Below are 20,372 nucleotides of genomic sequence, written 5' to 3' on the forward strand. Positions count from 1 at the left end.
GTGATTTCTCCAATTGATTTTCCGATGTAGCGGTTTCCGACGTCTCGGAAAACCAAGTAGTTCTCTCAAAGTTACTTCTATTAACGACTCGGATTTCAGAAGCTTTAGGAAAAAATCAAAAAAAATGAATTTGCGAGATTTGACTAGAAAAATTGAAGAAAAATAGAAAAAAGGCCTCAAGTTTCTGCAGCTTAAGCCGAGCGTTCTAAATTGAGCAAAGAACAATCAAAAGCCACTAAAAAGCAGTGAGTTAGATGAAGGTGAAGAAGGTTTTATTTAGGAGATAGAAAAGAAAAAGCCCCTTTTCCTTTGAGAGAACTGGGGCTAGGTTGGTAGCCAGAGCCTATGTGGAGATCAAGAGAAATGAACACATAACCGGCACACCGGGTGCAACCTTACATTGAAAATGATTGGCAGGTGAGAGATGAGAGAGCCGCACATTCTATTATAAAGTTGCTTGCCACAAGCCTGCATTCCCATCCACGTCTGAATGTATTGAACACAGGCAAGGTAAACTACTGCAATAGTGACATCGCAGAGTTTGGCAACTGTTTTGCTTGAGCAAGAATCGAAGTACCTGCTTGTTGCAATATTTGAGCTTTGGTCATTTGCGTGGTTTCTTTCGCAAAGTCCGTATCTTTAATTCGGCTGTTCGATGCATCAACGTTCTCTTGGATGTTCGCCAAGTTGTTGATGCTGTGGCTCAGACGGTTTTGTTTCGCACCAAGGTCAGCACGTTGTGAATCCACGTACTTAAGCGCTGAGTCCAGTACAGAAATCGCGTTCTGAGAACCTTGTACAGTTGTCATGTCGATGTCTTGCACTGAAGTACGCACTGCATCTTCTGTCAAACCAAGATCAGACGCTAGACCACCAGAGATTGAAATATCGCCTTGAACATTCGGGTGAGCAACAAACACTTGTAGCTTGCCGTCTTCGCTTACCGATGCATTGATCATATCAGATTGGCCGTTGATGTACGTTGCCAACTCTTCAATATCGTCGCCTGTTTTTGCGTTGATATTGATCTCTAGATCATCTGGGTTGCCGTCTTCGTCTTCACCCATGCCAGGAAGCGTGATTTTTAGGTCCGCTTTAGCCGGGTCGACACCCCAGTCTTTGTCTTTACCGTTCTCAGAGAAGAAAGTCACACCGCCCATACGCTGGTCATCCGCGCGGATGCTCGTTAGCGCCATGATCATTGCTTCACCAGAGCTTGAACCGATTTGGAATGCCGCTTCACCGAACGAACCGTTCAATAGGCGACGACCACCAAATGAGGTTGTTTCTGCGATACGGTTAAGCTCGTCAGTCAATGCTGATGATTCTTCGTTGATCGCCTGACGCTCTGCTGGAGAGTTAGTACCGTTTGAAGATTGAATCGCCAAGTCACGCATACGTTGCATCACTGACGTCGCTTCATTCATCGCCCCTTCTGCCGTTTGGGCAATAGAGATACCATCATTCGCGTTGCGCATTGCTACATCAAGACCACGAGACTGTGCGGTTAGACGGTTAGAGATCTGTAGACCTGCGGCATCGTCTTTTGCACTGTTAATCTTATGTCCTGATGACAGACGTTCCATCGAGGTGTTTAGCTCGTTGCTCGCCTTATTTAAATAACGCTGCGCGGTCATCGCGGAAACGTTAGTACTAACTGTTACAGCCATTTTGCTCTCCTTTTGAGTTCGCAAGCTTTTGCGAAGCGGCCTGCTTTACTCTCATTTGGATAAGCACTGACCGTAAAAATTACTTGCTAAATCTGCCCATAAGGCAGGGTTTAGAATCTCGTAAGTCTGTTCTTCCGACATTAATACAATTTGTGTGCCAACTTATTAACCACTATTTACTCTTTTAAAAACGAACAAATAAACAACAAGTTAGTTCTATTTTCCTGTGCTTTCATTCCACGCAAGGTCATCATGTATTGCTATCGGTTCACTGTTTTTCTGTTGCCGTTAACATTGCCACTTTACGCATTGCCGCTTTCGGTAAAATCGTGCCGCATCTGCTCGACAATCATGTTCGTTCTGCTCAATTTATCGCGCTTAAGGCTTGGCACATAAGGCATCAAAATAAAGCACAATCACAACAGATTGATATCTGTGAACGTCCTAGATGTAGTTAAACAGTGTCAGGTCTTTTGTTTTACCAAAAGCCTGTTGTGAGGCTTGCAGCGCACGTGAGTTCTCACTGAACTCAATCACTGCTTTGGAATAATCCAAATCCTCAAAATTGCTCTTCGCTTTCGCGAGAGACAAATTAAAATCTTCGTGGTTTTGCTCTTGAATATCGAGCGTGCTCAACTTAGCACCCAAGTCGGTTCTGACTTTGTTCATGTGAACGAAGGCCGCTTGAAATTCTTCTGTCATCTGGTGAAGCTTTGCCGTTGCTGACGCATCCGACACTGAACTGTCTGACCTAGACATAGTTTCTCGAAACGCATCAAAAACGCTAAAGGTTTCACGTGGTTCAAGCGTAATGCTATCCCCCGCCGTCACCTGCCCTTTAAGCTGAATATTGACGCCTTCGTATTGAATCCCGTCGACCGGTGAATAGTCATCCACTTGAACAATACTGCCGTCTTTTTCCAACTGGTAACCAAACTTGCCGTTGCTCATGTCGACAAACGTGACTTTGTAGTTGGCATTGTCTGATGATGCATTGGTCGCTTGACCAAGCAACAGCTCAGAGCCTTCTTGTAAATCGTATTGCGGCTCGAAATCACCAAACGGGTTTGGGATCTCCGAAAACAGATGATTACCCGGATAGTTAATGCCCAGTTCCATATTGCTGGCGATCTTCATCTTGCGCTGGTAATCGTCACCGGTGTACACGACACTGCCATCAGAGTCGCGGAAAAATGGCTGTGTTTTTGGTTTCGTCCCGGCAAACACATAGTTACCAGACTCATCTTGTGTATTCACAAGCGCCAAGAAGTTATTCGCAATTTCTTCCAACTCACGCTTCTTTGCTGCGCGGTCTTCCGGAGAAAACGCACCGTTGATCATTTCCATCGAAATGCGTTTCGACTCATCAGTGAATTGCTCGGCGTTGGCAATCACCACTTCTTGGTTCTCTAATCGGTTACGAACTAAGACAATTGCATCAAGATATTGTTTTAGCTGCTCTTCTTGCTGACCAATGCTCTGAATATAGTGCGTCGCAAGTGGATCATCACTCGGCTTGGTCAACTGCTTACCAGAAGCAAGTTGCTCCTGATTATGGTGAACCTTGTTCTCCTGACGGCGCAGGTCGTTCTGCACTGACTGGTAGTTATGGAAGCTAGAAATTCTCGTTAACATCTAAGGCCTCCTTTATCGCAACTGCAAGATGATATTGAAGGTGTCATTGGCTGCCTGCATCACACGAGAAGAGGCCATATACGCCAGTTGGAACTTCATCATGTTTGCTGCTTCTTCATCGAGGTTTACCCCCGAGATCGACGCCACACGCTCTTGTGCCGCTTCACTTTCTAGTTGAGCGACGTCTGACAAACGCGTTGCGGTTGAAGTCTTAAGCCCCACGTCCGTATTCAAGTTGTAATACAAACTCAGAATCGTCGATTCATTGCCGTTCATCTTTTTGTCAGTTTGGATGTTCTGCATCTTACGCAAGTTACCGTTATCACCCTCAGAAGGGACTAGGTTAGCGGTAAACTTGTCATTCGCCAGCGCACCAGAGCTAAGCTCGAATACCGTTGCTCCGCCATTTTTGTAACTCGGGTGATTACTAGGCAAAGACACTGAAACAGGCCCTGTAGGCGGATACGGCTGCGGAGCCATAATCACATTGCCTTTGGTATCGGTAACGGCAAATTGATCGCCCGTAGGTGAGACCACCACTTCAAATTCACGCAGGTCGCCCGCATCGATAATTTCGAATTTTGCGTTACCTTGGGCAAAGGTTGTCGATGCCTCATAGCTTTGTGCGGCAATTGCTTTTGGATCAGTGGTTTCGACTTTCATTTGTGCTGCACTACTACGGGTTGGTCGAAGCAGCACATGCTCACCCACTTTTGGCTCATTGCGCACTTCGACACGCATGCCGTCAATGTATATTGCATTGCCAGCATCAGTATTCAGTTTGACGGTTTCACCGTTTGGTTTGGTCACTGCGTAACTGTCACCGTCGTAACGCAGTGAATACTCCCCACCCTTTAACGCACTAATGTCATTGATGTACACCGCCATATCTGCGGTTGATTGAGGGCCGGCGACCACACGGGATTTCGCCAAGCGCTCTGAGTTAACATCAGTAAACAACGGGTCACCAACATTTCCGTTGTGATCTAAGCCTTGTGATTGCAAGTGGTTAATTTCACTTGAGAATGCGGTCGCTAATCGACCCAGCTCATCCATCACTTGAGGAATATGTTCGTCGCGCATTTTCAACATCGCACCGATTTTTCCGTCGATGTCGTCCGACTTAATGGCTTTAATACCGCCACCTTCCACCATAGCAAGACGGCGTTGATGTACATCAGGTGAGCCATCAATCATCTTTAATTGGCTGGCTTCAGTACCTGAGACCAAGGTATGCCCGTTGCCAATGTGCACGTTGAAACCTTCTGAGTTTTTACGTGGCGTGACCGTCACTTTGGTGTACTCAGAAAGTTCTTTAATCAGCTTTTCGTGTTGGTCCATCAAGTCGTTATGAGGACCAGGAGTTCGCATCATCAAACGGTGGACATCGCGGATCTCAACAGCAAGTTGGTTCACACGTTCAATGCCCATATCGAGCGATTTGTTGGTCACATCCGATTGCTGACGAACGGTTTCGTGAAATTCGTTTAAGGTATCGCTGAGCAGCTTAGCTTTTTCTAACACCACCTTACGTGCGCCCATGTCATTTGGGGTGTCTGCCATGGTTTTCACCGCATCAAACCATTCATTAAGGTTCTCAGGGATCTTCTTTGACGCGACCGACGACAACATACTCGAAAGTAAGTCGAGATTTTTTTCGTCATCAAGCTTGGCAGCGTAGTTGGTCGTAGAAAGATTAAGCTCTTTGACGGCAAACTGATCCCAAGAGCGGCGAACATTTTCCACATGCACGCCCATGCCATAGGTAGAACCACCAAATTGGCGAGGATCGTTGGTGCCTTGGATAACAGACTGACGACTGTAACCTTCTGTATTCGCATTAGAAATGTTATGACCAGTTGTATTCAACTGTCGCTGAGCAGTAAGCACACTTTGTGTACCTACATTCAACAGATCTGACGCCATACATGCCCCCAAAAACGAAATAAAACCGGAATGAACCGATCACCTACTGAACTTTTAGCAAAAGGTGTGCCAGTTTATTAAAAGGAAATAACCTAGGAAAAAAGAAAGGCTTGCACCATGGCAAGCCTTATCAAATGAAGATTTAGCATTCAATAACGATATGAATTACATACTTTCAATTTTCTGCTTCACTTGCAGTACTTTGTCTGCGTAATTCGGGTCGGTGGCGTAGCCTGCACTGTGAATACCACGAATAAAGGACTCGGAATCACCGCCTTGCTGAAGTGCCGTTTCGTAGCGAGGGTTCTCGTTTAAGAATCGTACATAATCGTTAAAACTGTCTTGGTAGTTCGAATAAGAGCGGAACGCCGCCGTCTCTTTCACTGGTGTATTATCATGGAATTCCAGTGTTTGCGTTGTTACCTTGTCGCCTTGCCAGCTTCGGTCAGCTTTGATGTTGAACAGATTGTTACTGCTACCACGCGCATTCTGAACCACCTTTTGCCCCCAGCCCGTTTCCAGCGCGGCTTGAGCAAGTAATAATGAAGGCTCCACACCCAAGGCTTTTGCTGCTCGGTCGGCGTAAGGCTTCATCGAGTTAACAAAAGATTCTGGCGTATCAAAACGTGATGGCTGAGAGCCCGGACGCGACAACTGGCCAGATTCAATTAAACGTTGCTCGATTTCACGTGCTTTCTTTGGATCCACACGACGATATTCCACTGCATTATTTGCCGCATCGCGCATGGCTGTTTCACTCTTATCATCACCTTGACCAACGGTTAGTTGCTTCACAATCATGTCAGCAAGGCCCATCGAGCCCGATGCACTCAAGTTACTCGCCATCTGCTCATCCAGCATTTGACGGTAGAACTTTTCGTTTTGGCTATTCATGAAATTCGATTCAAAGCCTTCGTTGGCTTCACGCATCGATTTCAGCATCATCGAAGTAAAGATAGATTCAAACTGACGAGCCGCTGCTTGCAGTGCTTCATGCTCGCCATCTTTGCCTTCTTTCACCGCTTTTTGACGAAGCGTATCAAGGGAGCTGATGTCATGAATAAAGCCAATATCGTTAGGATTGTTCACCATGGTTTTTTCTCCTAATCGATTAGATGATGATTAACTGGCCTTCAATGGCACCAGCTTGTTTCAACGCTTGCAGAATCGCCATCAAGTCAGAAGGAGCAGCACCCACTTCATTGACTGCACGAACAAGATCATCCAGCGTTAAGCCCGGTTCGAACTTGAACATCTTGCCTTTTTCTTCGTTCACTTCGATATCTGAGTCCGGCACAACCACCGTTTGCCCACCAGAGAAGCCATTTGGTTGGCTCACATTGAGGTTTTCTTTGATTGCTACCGTCATGCCACCGTGCGTCACTGCCGCAGGTTTGAGGCGAACGTGTTTCCCGACAACAATGGTGCCGGTACGAGAATTTACAATGATTTTCGCCGCACCATCAGCCGGATCGAACTCTAGGTTCTCGATAGCTGATAAGAAAGCCACACGTTGGCTTACATCACGTGGTGCTCGAACACGAACAGAAGTCGCGTCAACGGCACTGGCCATTTGGGGACCAAGGAAGTTATTCACGGCATCTGCCATGCGCTGCGCAGTGGTAAAGTCAGAATCCAGAAGGTTAAAGGTAATGTAATCGCCACGACCAAATGGGTTTGGGATTTCACGCTCTACCATGGCACCACTAGAAATAAGACCGACCGTTGGGTTATTACCCACAATCTTAGAACCGTCTGCACCTTCCGCACTAAAGCCACTCACGACTAAATTGCCTTGCGCGACTGCGTATACTTCACCGTCCAAACCTTTTAGGAACGTTTGTAATAACGTACCACCACGCAGGCTTTTCGCACTACCGATAGAGGACACAGTGACATCGACTTGTTGTCCCGGCTTTGAAAATGGAGGCAATTCAGCCGTCACCATTACCGCGGCAACGTTTTTGATTTTCGGCTTAGTGCCTGGCGGCATTTGAATGCCGAAGTTTTGCAGCATTGCCGCGAAGCTTTGCTCAGTAAACGGGTTCGATTCGCCCGTACCTGGTAAGCCTGAAACCAAGCCATAACCGACAAGTTGGTTACTACGCACACCAGCCACTTGTGCTACGTCTTTAATACGCGCAGCTTGGGCTGTGGTTGCAAACAGCGCAACGCTCAACAGTGCTAATAGGATTCTTTTCATGCTTACTTAATCTCTTGCAGTCAAATTGCCGTCAATGCGGCGTCTTATAAGGCTACATTAAAGAATCGTGCCAAGAAGCCCGGCTCTTGCATATCTTGTGGTAAACCGGTCCCTGAATATTGGATTCTTGCGTTTGATACGCGGTTTGACGCAATAGTGTTGTCAAAAGTAATATCGTCAGGACGAATAGTACCGCTTAGGCGAATGTACTCATCACCCGTATTTAGCGTCATCCACTTCTCCCCACGAATCACGAGGTTGCCGTTTGCCAGCACCTCAATGACTTCTACCGTGATGTAACCGCTGATGCTGTTACTCTGTTTCGCTGATGAGTCACCAGCAAAAGTATTCGTGTTGTTCAAATCGTACGAGAAGTTGTACTTGCCGCCCACTTGCAACTCTTGACCACCAACAGACAACGGTTCCATTTTCGCATCGTTGGTTTTTGATAGATCGGCATTGGCACTCTTAGTCGCACGAGTCGTTTCGTCGAGTGTTACGGTAATGATGTCGCCGATTCCGCGAGGTTTAGAGTCATCGTATAGGTCAGTAATGTGTTCTGCGCTAAACAACGATCCCGTCGCTGCCGCATAGTGCTCAGGTTTTTGCTTAGGATGAATAGGTGCCCATGCCGGATCGCCCGCCACAGGATCGCTTCTGCCGCGCAGAGTATCAATGATGCCGCTGCTCTCGTCTTTCGACTTATCGCCTTCAACCGCATCTACCACGGTTGTCGCTTGGCTCACTTCGTCAGTTTCGATCGGTTCTAGCATCGTACAACCAGACATCGTAGCGATAAGTGCAAGTAGAGAAATACGTTTCATCATTGGCCCCTTAATTCCTAATCCGAGCGATTACAATTGCTGGTTAACGAAGCTCATCATCTTGTCGACGGATGAGATTACTTTTGAGTTCATTTCATAAACACGCTGCGCTTCGATCATGTTGACCAACTCTTCAGTCACGTTCACGTTGGACGCTTCAAGCATGGATTGACGAATCTCGCCTAAGCCATCAAGACCAGGAACACCTTCTTGTGGATCACCACTTGCGCCCGTTGGTAGGTAAAGGTTTTGACCAATAGGTTCTAGACCACCAGGGTTCACGAAATCAGTGATGGTTAACTGGCCAACAACCACGTTGTTTTGCTCACCACGGATACGTACCGATACTTCACCGTCTGTGCCGACTGTAATAGAAATCGCGTCTTCAGGAATCACAATCTCAGGTTCAACGGCGTAACCAGAGCCAGAAGTCACCAAAGTCCCTTCACCATCAAGGGTGAACTGACCGTTGCGGGTGTAACCGATGTTGCCGTCTGGTAGTGTCACTTGGAAAAAGCCATCACCTTCTACCATCATATCCAATGCGTTGGTTGTGGTTTGTGCGTTACCGTGCGTGTGCACTTTTTGCGTTGCGACCACTTTAGAACCTGCACCCAGCATCAAACCACTTGGAAGTTCAGTATTTTGAGAAGACTGACCGCCTGGTTGGTTAATGTTTTGGTAGAACAAATCTTCGAATACCGCACGGCTCTTCTTGTAGCCAACGGTTGAGGCGTTCGCCAAGTTGTTCGAAATCGTTGCGATGTTGGTTTGTTGGGCGTCTAGACCCGTTTTACTTACCCATAGTGCTGGATGCATTGTGAACCTCTAACTCTGTTAACTCATACGAAGCAATGAATCTGAAGATTTGTCCATCTCTTCAGCGGTGCTCATCATTTTGACCTGCATTTCAAACTGACGTTGAAGGTCAATCAGAGCGGTCATTTCACCTACGGCATTCACGTTACTACCTTCAATTGCACCAGTTTGGATGCTGATAGAGCCGTCTGCTTCGTAAGGCTGGTTTGGAGTTTTATGGCGGAATAAGCCATTGGTATCTTTAAACAAGTTTTGATCGTCCGTGCGCACAAGCTTGATACGATCAACCACTTCTAATTCTTCAGCCGGCGCACCTTGAGGCAGTACAGAGATGGTGCCGTCACGACCGATTTCGATTTTGGATACTGGGATTGGCAAGGTTATTGGCGCATCGTTTTCGCCCAAAATCACATGACCGCTCGCGTTAGTTAGTAAGCCATTTTGATCAACTTTTAGGTTGCCGTTACGCGTCAAACCTTCTTTACCGGTTTGGTCCATAACGGAAATCCAACCATTGCCCTCTACCGTAATATCAAGATCGCGACCCGTAGTAATCACACTGCCTTGGGCAAAGTTATGCCCTGGGCGTTCTGTCATGCTGAATACGCGTGTAGGGAGACCTTCACCATAAGCTTGCATGGAACGTGCTTGTGCTAAGTCAGCACGAAAGCCAGTTGTACTTACGTTTGCCAAGTTGTTGGCACGCAATTGCAGGGCCTGCATATTTTGCTTGGCGCCGCTCATTGCGAGAAACAGTGCGCGATCCATAATTTACTCCAAAAATTCTCTGTACAAGGAGTAAAAAGCAAGAGTTATGCCAATATTAAATTAATGTTATTAATCAAAAGCTTGAATATAAAACGAGATATTTAAAAAGGGGATAATGAAGGAATAAGTCGCTAGAGAGGCAAGATTGTGATCCACAAAGCGGCAACAGCGGCAAGTATAAGATCAAAGCATGCCCAACCTGAATTGAGGTTTATTCAGATTAGGCATCAGATGAATGTCATGATGTTACCAAGCGGTAACGGCCGTGGCTCGCAGCGCTTGATCAAACAGATTATCAGGCTAGTGTACTAGCGGATCTGTAGGATATTTTGTTGCAGTTGGTTATGTACTTCTAGCGCACGTGAGTTTGCTTGGAAGTTACGCTGAGCAGAAATAAGATCCACCAGCTCCTGAGTCATATCAATGTTTGACTGTTCCAGCATACCGTTGTTGATGGTACCGAAAGAGCCTTTGTTTGATTCGCCCCAGATTTTATCACCAGAGAACTGTGTTGAATCCCACTGAGTGCCGCCTTTCTTATCCAGACCTTGCTCGTTAGGAACACGTACTAGCGCCACACGACCCAATGTTACGTTTTCACCGTTTGAGTAAGTACCCAATACGCTACCGTTTTCATCGAAGTCTACTTTAGTTAGGAAGCCCGTTGTTGCGCCATCTTCATCGAACTTTGTCAGCTCGAATGGTGCAGCAAACTGAGTCGCTGAGCCTAAACCAAAGTTAAGTGTTTGCGCAGGATCGGCACCGTTTAAATCCACTGGGTTGGTGTTTGTCGCAGGATCGCCCAACGCTACCGATGTGATTGGCTGACCGTTGTTCAAACTTGCCAGCGTACCATCGTTGTTGAACTTCATCGTGTGACCAACGTGACCCGTTGGTGTTGCCGCATCACCGTTAGCAACGTTCAATGGCTTCTCACCGCCCTTGTCCGTTACTGTGTAGTAAGTTTGCCACGTGTTCGGCTGAGTTTGGTCTTTCAAGTAGTAAGTAGTTAGCTTGTAAGACTGACCCATTGAATCGTAAATCGTCGAAGATGTTGAACGGTTATATGTATCTGGATCTGAGAAATCAAACTGAGTTGGATCTTTTAAATCACCGTTAGCCGGTAAGTTCACACCCACTTCAATGTTCGCTGTTTGCTTTGGCTTACCAAACTCTGCAGGAATATTGATTGGTTGTGGCTCGTAAGACGATACCTCACCAGACTCTGGGTTTACTTGGTAACCAAGTAGGAACTCATCGTTCGCCGTTACCATGTAGTTTTCTTTGTTCAAATGGAATGCACCGTTACGTGTCATTTCATTTTGTTGAGGGATAAGGCGATCTTTCGCTACCGCGAAGAAGCCCGTACCCGACACACGTAAATCCATTGGGTTATTGGTGTAAATGCTTGAACCTTCGTGGAACTGTTGCGCCACTTGGTTCGCTTGCGCACCGCCACCCGGAGTGGTTTTTGCGTTGGTAAACAAAGAGTTCGAGTACACATCGCTGAATTCCGCACGAGACTCTTTAAAGCCGTACGTGTTGGCGTTCGCAATGTTGTTACTGGTGGTGTTCAAATCCAGTTGAGCGGAGGACAAACCGCTTAAAGATACATATGACATTCCAAAATCTCCTAACCTGACCTGTTATCGAATTACGCTTTGCCGACTTCCAATACTTCTGCAAGTCGAACTGGCGATTCAAAACCAGCCAGATTGAGTAATACGTTTCCGTCACCCTTGCCTAGCAATACACTGTTCACGTTCGCATAAGTAGACACCGGGAACTCTTGCGATTCCCCTTCTACCAAGCCAGACGCTTTCACATTGTATTTACCAGCAGGCAATGGATTACCGTTTTCATCATTACCGTCCCAAAGTACACGAGTGTCACCGGCTGGTTTCGCACCTACCTCAAAAGTACGCACCAATTGGCCCGCTTCGTTTTCCACTCGAACAAACAGGTTGTCGATTGGTTGTGCCAGCTTAACCATTGCCGCCATTGCAGCATTGTCTTGCTTCACACCCGCCGCACCTGGGACCAATACGTCACGACCTACCAAAGAGGAAGCTTGTAACGCTTGGTTTGATGTCATTGACGAGTTTAAGCTCTCGAACTGAGAGTTCATTTTGCCAATACCATCTACGGTCGCAAATGACGCCATTTGCGCAATCATCTGGTCATTACTTACCGGCTTAAAAGGGTCCTGTTGCGACAATTGCTTCGTGAGCAAAGATAAGAAGTCTTCCTGTTTCAGGTCTTGCTTACCAGTGCTCTCTTCCGTCTTCTTGTTGCTCTCTTGTAGACTTTTAAGCTGGTCGATATAGGACAAGCCGCTTTGACCAACGTTGTTAATTCCGGCCATACGCTACCCCCTTATCCTTATTGACCCATCTGCAGCGTACGCAGCAGCATTTGTTTACTAGAATCCGCTACTTGCACATTGGTTTGGTATGCACGAGAAGCCGAGATCATGTTTGCCATTTCTTCCATTACATTTACGTTAGGCTTGTAGATGTAGCCTTCATCGTTTGCAAGAGGATGGTCTGGGTTGTACTCCGCACTAAGCGGTTTATCGCTTTCTACAATACCCATCACCTTCACTGGCACCGTATCACCGCCACGCATGGCGTTACTTAACTCCGCACCAAACACAGCATGACGCGCTTTGTAAGTGTCTTTCGCAGAGCTGCTGACACTGTCGGCGTTCGCCAAGTTGCTTGAGGTAGTATTCAGACGAACGGACTCAGCGCTCATTGCGGAACCTGTCACATTGAAAACGTTAAATAAGCTCATCTAAATTATTCCCCTTTGATTGCTTTGGTTAAGTTCTTGAATTTACTGCCTAGAAAGTCGAGTGATGCCTGGTGTCTGATTTGGTTTTGCATAAATAAGTTACGCTCTAAATCCAAATCCACCGTATTGCCATCGCCCGTATCAGGTTGTGTAGGAAGACGATATAGCTTGTCCCCGACCAACGTTGTAGTGGCAGGAATGTGCCGACCATCTGTACGGCTAAGACCAATGCTTGCCCCAGAACTTGCCGCCTGCAATTCCTTAGCAAAATCTAAACCTCTTGATTTATAACCAGGCGTGTTGGCTTGCGCGATGTTGGTGGAAATCACCTCCGCATTGCGCTCACGTACGCCCACCGTGTATTGGTGGATGCCTAGTGCATTGTCAAAAGATATAGCCATGTTTGCCTCTACATTAAGAACTGACCGTTATTGATAACTAAAAAGCAATTAGCGTGCCAAAAATAGAACATGCCGTTTTGCCATTTTTGTTACCGACGTAATGGATTGCAATAAGCAAGCCAAAGTGATTGATGGAGTGTCATATAGAATCGAGTAATCAACTCGACCCTCTAAAAAATATACACCCTTTGGTGCATTGCAGGCAAAAACGGCCAGATCTTTATCGAGGAGAAACGCAGAAAGAGTAAGGAGATGGTGGGATGGAAAGGAACAAAAAGAAAAGCCTGACACAAGGTCAGGCTTCATTGTTTTAAAAAGAGTCCGCTATTTTAGCTTGCCGCTACTTTAATTTGTAAATAATACCTGGATTACAGCGCACCATTTCAAATTTGTCGGTCAAACCAGTGAGCGATTCCGAAGCACCCAACAACAGGTAGCCACCAGGGTTTAAGCTGTTTGCCATCTGGTTCAGCACTTTAGACTTCATCTCTGGAGAGAAGTAAATCAACACGTTACGACAGAAAACAATGTCGAACTTGCCCATCAGCGCATAGCTTTCCATCAAGTTTTGTGGACGAAAGTTTACCAAGCGTTTCACGTTGTCTTTAACTTTCATACGGCCATCGCCAGCATCTTCAAAGAAGGTACGACGACGCTCAGGAGAAAGGCCTCGGCCCAATGCTAGGTTGTCGTATACACCCGCTCGGCACATATCCAACATACTTGCTGAGATATCCGTCGCGGTGATCGACACGCTCGGCAATAGACCCGGTTTACGCTGCTGCGTTTCCAAGATGGTCATTGCCATTGAGTAAGGTTCTTGACCCGACGAGCTAGCAGCTGACCAAATTTTAATTGGTCGTTTATTTGCCGCCATCTCCGGCAACAATTTGTCAGCTAATACCGTGAACGGATAAGTATCTCGGAACCACAATGTTTCGTTAGTCGTCATCGCATCCACAGCGGCAACTCGCAGTTCACGGTTGCGACCAGTTACGACATCACGGAGCAAATCAGACAACGAAGCAAGCTTGAATTTAGTCACAAGCGGGCTCAGTCGGCTGCGCACTAGGTATTGCTTACTGTCACCTAATACGATGCCACACTGTGATTCTAGAAAACGGCTAAAGTCACGATACTCTTGATCACTGATTGTAATAGCAGTCATTAATGTCTCTTTTATTGTGTTAATGCAGATTTAACCGCGTTACCCAATTCATCTGGGTTAAATTTCGCAATGAAGGTGTTTGCACCCACGCGCTCAACCATGGCTTGGTTGAAGACGCCACTCAATGAGGAGTGGAGGATAACATAAAGGTTCTTCAAATCTGCATTTCTGCGAATCTCGGCGGTTAGCGTGTAACCATCCATTTCTGGCATTTCAATGTCGGAGATCACCAACGAAATCTGATCGTAGATGCTTCCTTCTTGTGCCATTTCAAGCAGCTTATTGTACGCTTCTTTACCATCTTTCACAGAGACAACTTCAAATCCAATCGAAGTAATTGCTCGCTCAACTTGTTTACGAGCAACGGTTGAGTCATCCGCAATCAAAATACGACGAACAATTGGCTTCGCTTGCTCAGCAACGGCAATTTCTTCACCGATAGCTGAATCCATGGTTTCATCCACTGGCGCAATCTCAGCTAAGATCTTTTCTACGTCTAGGATTTCTACCAATTCGTTATCAATGTTCGTTACCGCAGTTAGGTAATGCGCTTTGCCTGCACCATCAGGTGGCGGCAGAATCGCTTCCCAATGCATGTTAATAATGCGCTCAACCGACGACACCAAAAACGCTTGGATGGTACGGTTGAATTCTGCGATAACAACAAAACATTTATCAATATCTGTGGTTGGGCGGCCACCGATTGCCAGACTTAAATCAATCACTGACACAGTATGGCCACGGATATGAGCGACACCTTTCACCAAAGGGTGTAGATTTGGCATTGAAGTCAGCTTAGGGCACTGTAGTACTTCTTTTACTTTGAATACGTTAATGCCGTAACGCTGTCGCCCCATCAACCGAAAAGTCAGTAATTCTAATCGGTTTTGGCCAACGAGTTGCGTACGCTGATTCACCGAATCAAGAATCCCCGTCATATGCTCATCTCCATCTCAAACTTTTTGATTTTAAATGATACTCTACCACTGGTAGGCATAATACCAGAGAAACAGTATGGCGTATCATAATATAAATTCGACACCATTGACTATGACAATATGTAGAGCGTTATTTACAAAGTACGCTAAGTCTATCGGCATCTTGCTCAGTATGTTTAGCTTTTTTGTGCATTCAGCAACGGAAAACCAACTTGAGCAAATCCGAACCGCCGCCGAGCAGCACATTCTTAGCACGGTAGAGCAACCAGCGGGAGGAAATTTGTCCGTCAATGCGGCAAATATTGATCCACGTATCAAAGCCACCGATTGCCCAGAGCCCCTTGATACATCTGCATCTTCAACCAGTAGCACACGCAGCAATATTAACGTTTTGGTTGAATGCCCCGCAGACAATTGGAAGGTCTACGTTCCGGTAAGGATCTCGGCTTCAGTTCCAATGATCGTTTCTACCCGCCAGTTAGGTCGAGGAGAGATCATCAGTGCTTCTGACGTAACCACTTCAATGATCGAGTTACAGCGTTTTCGCAAAGACGGTTTCACCAATATTGAGCAAGTGATCGGCTCAAAACTCAAGCGCAATGTACGCCTAGGTGATGTGGTCGAGCGCAATGACGTGTGCGTGGTTTGCCGTAATGAGAAAGTGACGATCAGAGCAGTAAAATCAGGTATGACCATCACCACGCAAGGCACCGCATTGCAAGATGGATCTTCTGGCGATCAAGTAAGAGTGAAAAATGATAAGTCCCAACGTATAATAGAAGGAATTGTGACAGGCATTGCGGAAATCACCATCACCTTCTAAGGTTGGCTGGTGTACGGCAAATCGATCAATAAAAATGCAAAAAAGCACTAAAGTTATTTGGTACTTGGTCGATAGTCTGGATACCAGTATTACGATACGAGTTTAAGGTTGATATATGGCAGGTATAGACAATATACGTTCAGGACAGATGATGACGACAACCAGTCGCGCACCTGCACGTACAGATTCTAGTGCAACCAGCACAACGGAATCGAAAAAAGCGCCAGCACAGCAAGACGCGGTATCACTAAGCCAACAAGGCAAAGCAGTCAGCAAACTCCAAAAGGATATGGCAGCTTCTCCGGCTTATGACAGCGCAAAAGTAGCGGCAATTAAAGAAGCAATCGCAAACGGTTCATACAAAGTCGACCCAGAAAAACTGGCGGACAATATGATTAAGTTTGAAAACGAATTGCAAGGCAAAAGCTAACTGACTTAGGCCCAAGGTAAGTATTCATGGCAGCATTAGTCGATCTTGTAAATTTCCAGCTAGAAAATGCGAAAGCACTTTCTGGTGTACTGCGTCAAGAAACACAAGCCATCACTGCTCGTGTCTCTGTTGAGATCGAAAAACTCGCCAAAGAAAAAATGACACTCATTGGTCAACTAAGAACCACTGACCAGCGAATCGCCTCTCACCCGCACGTCAATCAACTTACTGAAGATGAAAACCTAAGTCAGCTAGTCGCTCAAATCCAATCCATCGTCCTCGATTGTCAGCAAGTAAACCAAATGAACGGTGAATCACTCAACCGTGCTCAACTGAGTTTCAACAAACTTAACAACATGCTTCAGCATACCCACGGTAAGATCGGCATGACTTACAATGCTGGCGGTAAAACCCATACGATTTCTACTCTCGGAACCAACATTAAAGCGTAGATTTCCTCACCCTTACTCTTTGGCATTCGCTCCACGCTCACCAGAACATTCCCACTGAGGGTATTTTCTACTCACACGACTTCGCAATAAAACGCCAACAAAAAAGCGACTCATTGTTGCCAATCAGCCGCTTAAGAAAAATTATCTGTTGAGTAAAGCTAGGTCGAATTAGAACAAGGTCTGCTGACGCTTCTCAGGAACTTGTTGTACTTCTCCGTAATCTCGCAGCTTATCCATTTTACGGATATCTAGGCGAAGCTCTGTCACGTAACTGTCTTCAACCAAGTAACTGCGCACGACTTCTGCACCACGGATAACGCCATCAACAGCGCCAGTGGTACTTTCCACACCCAGACGCTGATCAGCAAGCTCTGCACGGCCGCTAACACGCATACCATACACTTGCTCTGCTAACTCACGGTAAGCATCAATCTTTGACGCACGCATGGCACGAACGCGTCTTTCTTCAACGGTTCGGCCTGTTTGCTCACTTACGCTGGCATAACCTACCGCCACTAAAATCTCATCTTGACGCATCTGCTGCAATGGTTGACACCCCACCAGCACCAATGTCGCAATAATAAATAATAACTTCTTCATGCTAATGTCCTACGGGCGGAGAATCACTGTGTATGGCTGACGAATAGTTGGGTCGGAGCGAATCAGCACGCCATCTTGAGTGCGAATACTGTTAAGCGTATCCAAATCACGACCAATACGGTCCGCAGGCAAGAAGCCTTGCGCTGTCGCCACTACGATACGGCTTTGCATTCCAACTACACGAGCGTTGACTAGGACGCCGCCCTCTTGACGCAACATCGTACCGGTCAGCACGTATTGAATCTCTTGTGCTTGTGCAAGGTCTTGCCAATCACGGCTTAGAGCAAAGTCACCTTGCTGTGTAACTTGGATATTGCCCGTTGTTTTAAAATCCACAACTTTGAAGCCACGGCGCTGGAACTGATGGATAAACCCTTCCGATACCGAATTGCCCAGCCAGTTAGTGGCATCCATGCTTTGCAGATCGACAAAAGAGGTAATCGCAATCGGTGTACGCGACGATACTGCAACATTCGAAACCATTAACTCTTCCGTCATGCTCTCAATGAAAAAGTCCATCGTATGACGAGGACTGTCCATCAGCATAAACTGACTGCCAGAATACGGTTCTTTACCATTGTAAATTGGTGAGTACGCGCACGATGTCAAAAGCGTCATCATCGATGCGGCGACAAGCCATCTTTTCATGGTTTGATTCTCCAGATAATCTTAGGTGTTACTGCTCTTTCATCACTTCGTTTACGAAGAAGCGTGATCTTGGAACAGTCTTTGCTTTTCTTCTGTTTGTCTAACTAAGAAAAAGCCACCAAACTTCACTGAAATTGGTAAAGCAATATTTATACCCGAACGGTTACAAACAATGAAAAAATTATTTTTTAGCCTAATATCAATCACTTTCATATTGATGACGCCATTTCGAGCGGCAGCATCTTGGTATGAAGTGACAGGCGTTGCCACGATCGTCTCTTCAGATGAAGCGGCAAGGCTGCACGCATTGGAAGACGCCCTCTTCAAAGCCGTCAACTTTTCGGGCGCAGACATTGGCAGCATCAGTAATTTGATGCCGCTATTAGAAGAAAGCCGCAAAGAGTACCAATTCACTAACCATGAAGTGCGTTACATCTTGGTGGAGTCAGAGCGTAAACGCAGCGGCAAGATGGAAATGCGCATCCGTGTGGACATTTATCCATCGGCAACGGGTTGCCACGTGGATCAATACAAGAAAACCGTTCTGGTGGGTAACATTGATGTCGCGTCACCCCAACAGGCGGTAATGGGCCAGATCTACAATGTTGGCGACGATTTCAGCCATGTTGTGAATCGTCAATTGGATCAAACGTCACGCAGCTTTGTTTCTGTTGGCACCACCGATTATTCGATCAGCGCAAATTACCCAGAACGAACCAAAATGATCGCGCAAGACAACGGCGCGCAATACATCATTGGTGGTGTAGTAACAGATTTAACCGCAACCATTGATGCAAAATTATTGAAAGACGACGTAATCAATCGTCAGTTTGCACTGGAGATGAAAGTTTTTGACGGTAAAACTGGCCATGAGGTCTACCACAAAAATTACCGTGAAGTGGCTCGCTGGCCATTTGCAAAAACCAGCCAAGTCGATACACGCAGTGCACGCTTCTGGGCATCCACCTACGGTGAAATGATGCTGCGCGTGAGCCGTAATATTATGTTGGATTTGGAATCGGAACTGTCTTGTAAAATTACCCTACCAGAAGTGGTCGCGGTATTTGGCAACACAGTCACCATGGATCTTGGCCGCATGCACGGCGTACAAGAGGGTGACCAGCTGCAATTGTGGCACACGGCGTCATTCATAGACCAAAACGGTTTGCCACGTAATAAGGTCTCTCAGAGCGAAATAACCCTTAGGGTAACTCGTGTCTACGAGCACGAAGCGGAACTGACGATCGAACAACCAAACCTTGCCTCTAGTGTTCAAATTGGCGACGTAATGAACAAGATGCTTTAGCAACGCGTATAAGGCTTTGCGATATGCTTACTTTTGAATATCATAGGTAACGCATCTTATTTGATTACGCCCCCATGGCACAGCTGGATAGCGCAGTCCCCTCCTAAGGGACAGGTCGTAGGTTCGAATCCTACTGGGGGCGCCATTCATAGCCTTAGCTTATTGCATTCAAGCTAAGGCTTTTTTATGCCCGTAGTATAGGGAAATCATTTCGAACGATGTCGACGACACCAGTGAAAAACCGCTTACTTGAGATCAATGCTGTTTAGGCGCCCCATGAAGGTTAAGATCTCAAGGTTATCTTTGTGTGCATCCAACAACGCTTTTTTCGTCTGCATATAGGCGGCAAGTTTTCCGTACTTGTTGATGGATCGAACCACCGTTTTGTACTTGTACTGCCCTTCCTCATCGAACTCACGCCACTTGGCAATGTAACAAGTGTCTCGATTGTTCGGATCTTCCAACGTTGGGTTGGGTTTATGGACAATCTTAGGCTCAACGCTGTGTGGCAGCCTTGTCATCAGGTACGGGTCTTTCAATAGACGACGCCAAAACTTGCCCCACATTTCACGCCCGAGCTCGTTACGCAGTTTGATGGCCTTCTTAAGGCCTTTCTTTTCTCCAATGCGAACGAAACCCACGGAGCGGTGCAATACCGTATCTTCCGGTGTGTGGATGTGGATCTTAAAGGCTGTTTTGCCTTTCGAAATAAAGCGGTGTCCAGTGTTTGTTATTAAATTGCTCTTAGACATAGTGCTAACTAATAATTCTATTAATAGCCAAAGGGTAAGCAAAACTCATACATAATTAAAGTAATAAAATACAAAACTGTAAATAGCATAGACGTTGATTCTTTTGTAATACATCTAAGATGAGCGCAATAGATATAAAAATGTATGGTCCGCCCCGTTATTGCAACTACAATTAAGTAATAACGGAGTTGGTTTGCGCTAATGTATTCGGAG

The 20,372-nt window shown here is 46.2% G+C and carries 21 protein-coding genes and 1 tRNA gene; 5 read left to right on the forward strand and 17 right to left on the reverse strand.

Annotation, left to right across the window (positions count from 1 at the left end; all coding sequences use genetic code 11):
* Positions 1 to 515 precede the first annotated feature (515 nt).
* From OQJ86_RS24135 to OQJ86_RS24200, 14 genes are all read right to left on the reverse strand, one after another.
* Positions 516 to 1,670, reverse strand: coding sequence for a flagellin (locus OQJ86_RS24135; protein ID WP_038872900.1), 1,155 nt, complete (start codon positions 1,668 to 1,670; stop codon positions 516 to 518).
* A 444-nt stretch (positions 1,671 to 2,114) separates the two neighbouring features.
* Entirely contained in the window at positions 2,115 to 3,305 is a 1,191-nt protein-coding gene (gene flgL / locus OQJ86_RS24140) for a flagellar hook-associated protein FlgL (protein WP_265991625.1), read from the reverse strand.
* Between the two features lie 12 nt (positions 3,306 to 3,317).
* Positions 3,318 to 5,231: a flagellar hook-associated protein FlgK gene (flgK, locus tag OQJ86_RS24145; protein ID WP_265991627.1), complete on the reverse strand. Its 1,914-nt coding sequence runs from the start codon at positions 5,229 to 5,231 to the stop codon at positions 3,318 to 3,320.
* A 165-nt stretch (positions 5,232 to 5,396) separates the two neighbouring features.
* Positions 5,397 to 6,323: a flagellar assembly peptidoglycan hydrolase FlgJ gene (flgJ, locus tag OQJ86_RS24150; RefSeq protein WP_038872895.1), complete on the reverse strand. Its 927-nt coding sequence runs from the start codon at positions 6,321 to 6,323 to the stop codon at positions 5,397 to 5,399.
* 19 nt (positions 6,324 to 6,342) lie between these two features.
* The gene (locus OQJ86_RS24155; RefSeq protein ID WP_038879784.1) at positions 6,343 to 7,434 is read right to left on the reverse strand and encodes a flagellar basal body P-ring protein FlgI; all 1,092 of its coding nucleotides are present in this window, start codon (positions 7,432 to 7,434) and stop codon (positions 6,343 to 6,345) included.
* A 44-nt stretch (positions 7,435 to 7,478) separates the two neighbouring features.
* On the reverse strand, positions 7,479 to 8,258 hold the full coding sequence (flgH, locus tag OQJ86_RS24160; protein WP_038872908.1) for a flagellar basal body L-ring protein FlgH: 780 nt from the start codon (positions 8,256 to 8,258) through the stop codon (positions 7,479 to 7,481).
* A 30-nt stretch (positions 8,259 to 8,288) separates the two neighbouring features.
* On the reverse strand, positions 8,289 to 9,077 hold the full coding sequence (flgG, locus tag OQJ86_RS24165) for a flagellar basal-body rod protein FlgG (protein ID WP_038872892.1): 789 nt from the start codon (positions 9,075 to 9,077) through the stop codon (positions 8,289 to 8,291).
* An 18-nt stretch (positions 9,078 to 9,095) separates the two neighbouring features.
* Complete coding sequence (locus tag OQJ86_RS24170) at positions 9,096 to 9,845, reverse strand: flagellar basal body rod protein FlgF (RefSeq protein WP_038879788.1); 750 nt, start codon at positions 9,843 to 9,845, stop codon at positions 9,096 to 9,098.
* Between the two features lie 308 nt (positions 9,846 to 10,153).
* Positions 10,154 to 11,467, reverse strand: coding sequence for a flagellar hook protein FlgE (gene flgE, locus OQJ86_RS24175; protein WP_009705674.1), 1,314 nt, complete (start codon positions 11,465 to 11,467; stop codon positions 10,154 to 10,156).
* Positions 11,468 to 11,499: 32 nt separating this feature from the next.
* Complete coding sequence (gene flgD / locus OQJ86_RS24180; RefSeq protein WP_038872887.1) at positions 11,500 to 12,210, reverse strand: flagellar hook assembly protein FlgD; 711 nt, start codon at positions 12,208 to 12,210, stop codon at positions 11,500 to 11,502.
* 17 nt (positions 12,211 to 12,227) lie between these two features.
* A complete protein-coding gene (flgC, locus tag OQJ86_RS24185; protein WP_038872880.1) occupies positions 12,228 to 12,641 on the reverse strand; it encodes a flagellar basal body rod protein FlgC in 414 nt (137 codons plus the stop codon).
* 5 nt (positions 12,642 to 12,646) lie between these two features.
* The gene (flgB, locus tag OQJ86_RS24190; RefSeq protein WP_038872877.1) at positions 12,647 to 13,042 is read right to left on the reverse strand and encodes a flagellar basal body rod protein FlgB; all 396 of its coding nucleotides are present in this window, start codon (positions 13,040 to 13,042) and stop codon (positions 12,647 to 12,649) included.
* A 340-nt stretch (positions 13,043 to 13,382) separates the two neighbouring features.
* Complete coding sequence (locus tag OQJ86_RS24195) at positions 13,383 to 14,210, reverse strand: protein-glutamate O-methyltransferase (RefSeq protein WP_265991636.1); 828 nt, start codon at positions 14,208 to 14,210, stop codon at positions 13,383 to 13,385.
* A gap of 11 nt (positions 14,211 to 14,221) precedes the next feature.
* Positions 14,222 to 15,148, reverse strand: a complete 927-nt coding sequence (locus OQJ86_RS24200; RefSeq protein WP_038872871.1) for a chemotaxis protein CheV — start codon at positions 15,146 to 15,148, stop codon at positions 14,222 to 14,224.
* Positions 15,149 to 15,224: 76 nt separating this feature from the next.
* On the opposite strand from OQJ86_RS24200, the gene flgA reads away from it, so the two are divergent.
* From flgA to OQJ86_RS24215, 3 genes are all read left to right on the forward strand, one after another.
* Positions 15,225 to 15,971, forward strand: a complete 747-nt coding sequence (gene flgA / locus OQJ86_RS24205) for a flagellar basal body P-ring formation chaperone FlgA (protein ID WP_038872868.1) — start codon at positions 15,225 to 15,227, stop codon at positions 15,969 to 15,971.
* 115 nt (positions 15,972 to 16,086) lie between these two features.
* The gene (gene flgM, locus OQJ86_RS24210) at positions 16,087 to 16,401 is read left to right on the forward strand and encodes a flagellar biosynthesis anti-sigma factor FlgM (protein ID WP_005425628.1); all 315 of its coding nucleotides are present in this window, start codon (positions 16,087 to 16,089) and stop codon (positions 16,399 to 16,401) included.
* Positions 16,402 to 16,427: 26 nt separating this feature from the next.
* Positions 16,428 to 16,853, forward strand: coding sequence for a flagella synthesis protein FlgN (locus tag OQJ86_RS24215; protein ID WP_039975361.1), 426 nt, complete (start codon positions 16,428 to 16,430; stop codon positions 16,851 to 16,853).
* Positions 16,854 to 17,021: 168 nt separating this feature from the next.
* Here the strand turns inward: OQJ86_RS24215 and flgP are convergent, their stop codons facing one another.
* Both flgP and OQJ86_RS24225 read right to left on the reverse strand, forming a co-directional pair.
* Positions 17,022 to 17,453 (reverse strand): flagellar assembly lipoprotein FlgP, encoded by a 432-nt coding sequence (flgP, locus tag OQJ86_RS24220; protein ID WP_038872861.1) that lies wholly within the window; start codon positions 17,451 to 17,453, stop codon positions 17,022 to 17,024.
* A 9-nt stretch (positions 17,454 to 17,462) separates the two neighbouring features.
* Positions 17,463 to 18,101, reverse strand: coding sequence for a FlgO family outer membrane protein (locus tag OQJ86_RS24225; RefSeq protein WP_038872858.1), 639 nt, complete (start codon positions 18,099 to 18,101; stop codon positions 17,463 to 17,465).
* Between the two features lie 172 nt (positions 18,102 to 18,273).
* Between OQJ86_RS24225 and OQJ86_RS24230 the strand changes: the two genes are divergently transcribed.
* Together OQJ86_RS24230 and OQJ86_RS24235 are read left to right on the forward strand one after the other, a co-directional pair.
* Entirely contained in the window at positions 18,274 to 19,407 is a 1,134-nt protein-coding gene (locus OQJ86_RS24230) for a flagellar assembly protein FlgT (protein WP_038872856.1), read from the forward strand.
* Between the two features lie 68 nt (positions 19,408 to 19,475).
* A tRNA-Arg gene (locus tag OQJ86_RS24235) sits at positions 19,476 to 19,552 on the forward strand.
* Between the two features lie 100 nt (positions 19,553 to 19,652).
* Here the strand turns inward: OQJ86_RS24235 and OQJ86_RS24240 are convergent.
* The gene (locus tag OQJ86_RS24240; protein ID WP_038872853.1) at positions 19,653 to 20,159 is read right to left on the reverse strand and encodes a hypothetical protein; all 507 of its coding nucleotides are present in this window, start codon (positions 20,157 to 20,159) and stop codon (positions 19,653 to 19,655) included.
* Positions 20,160 to 20,372 lie beyond the last annotated feature (213 nt).

It is taken from the genome of Vibrio sp. Sgm 5 (genome assembly GCF_026241575.1).
Taxonomy (GTDB): Bacteria; Pseudomonadota; Gammaproteobacteria; order Enterobacterales; family Vibrionaceae; genus Vibrio; species Vibrio jasicida.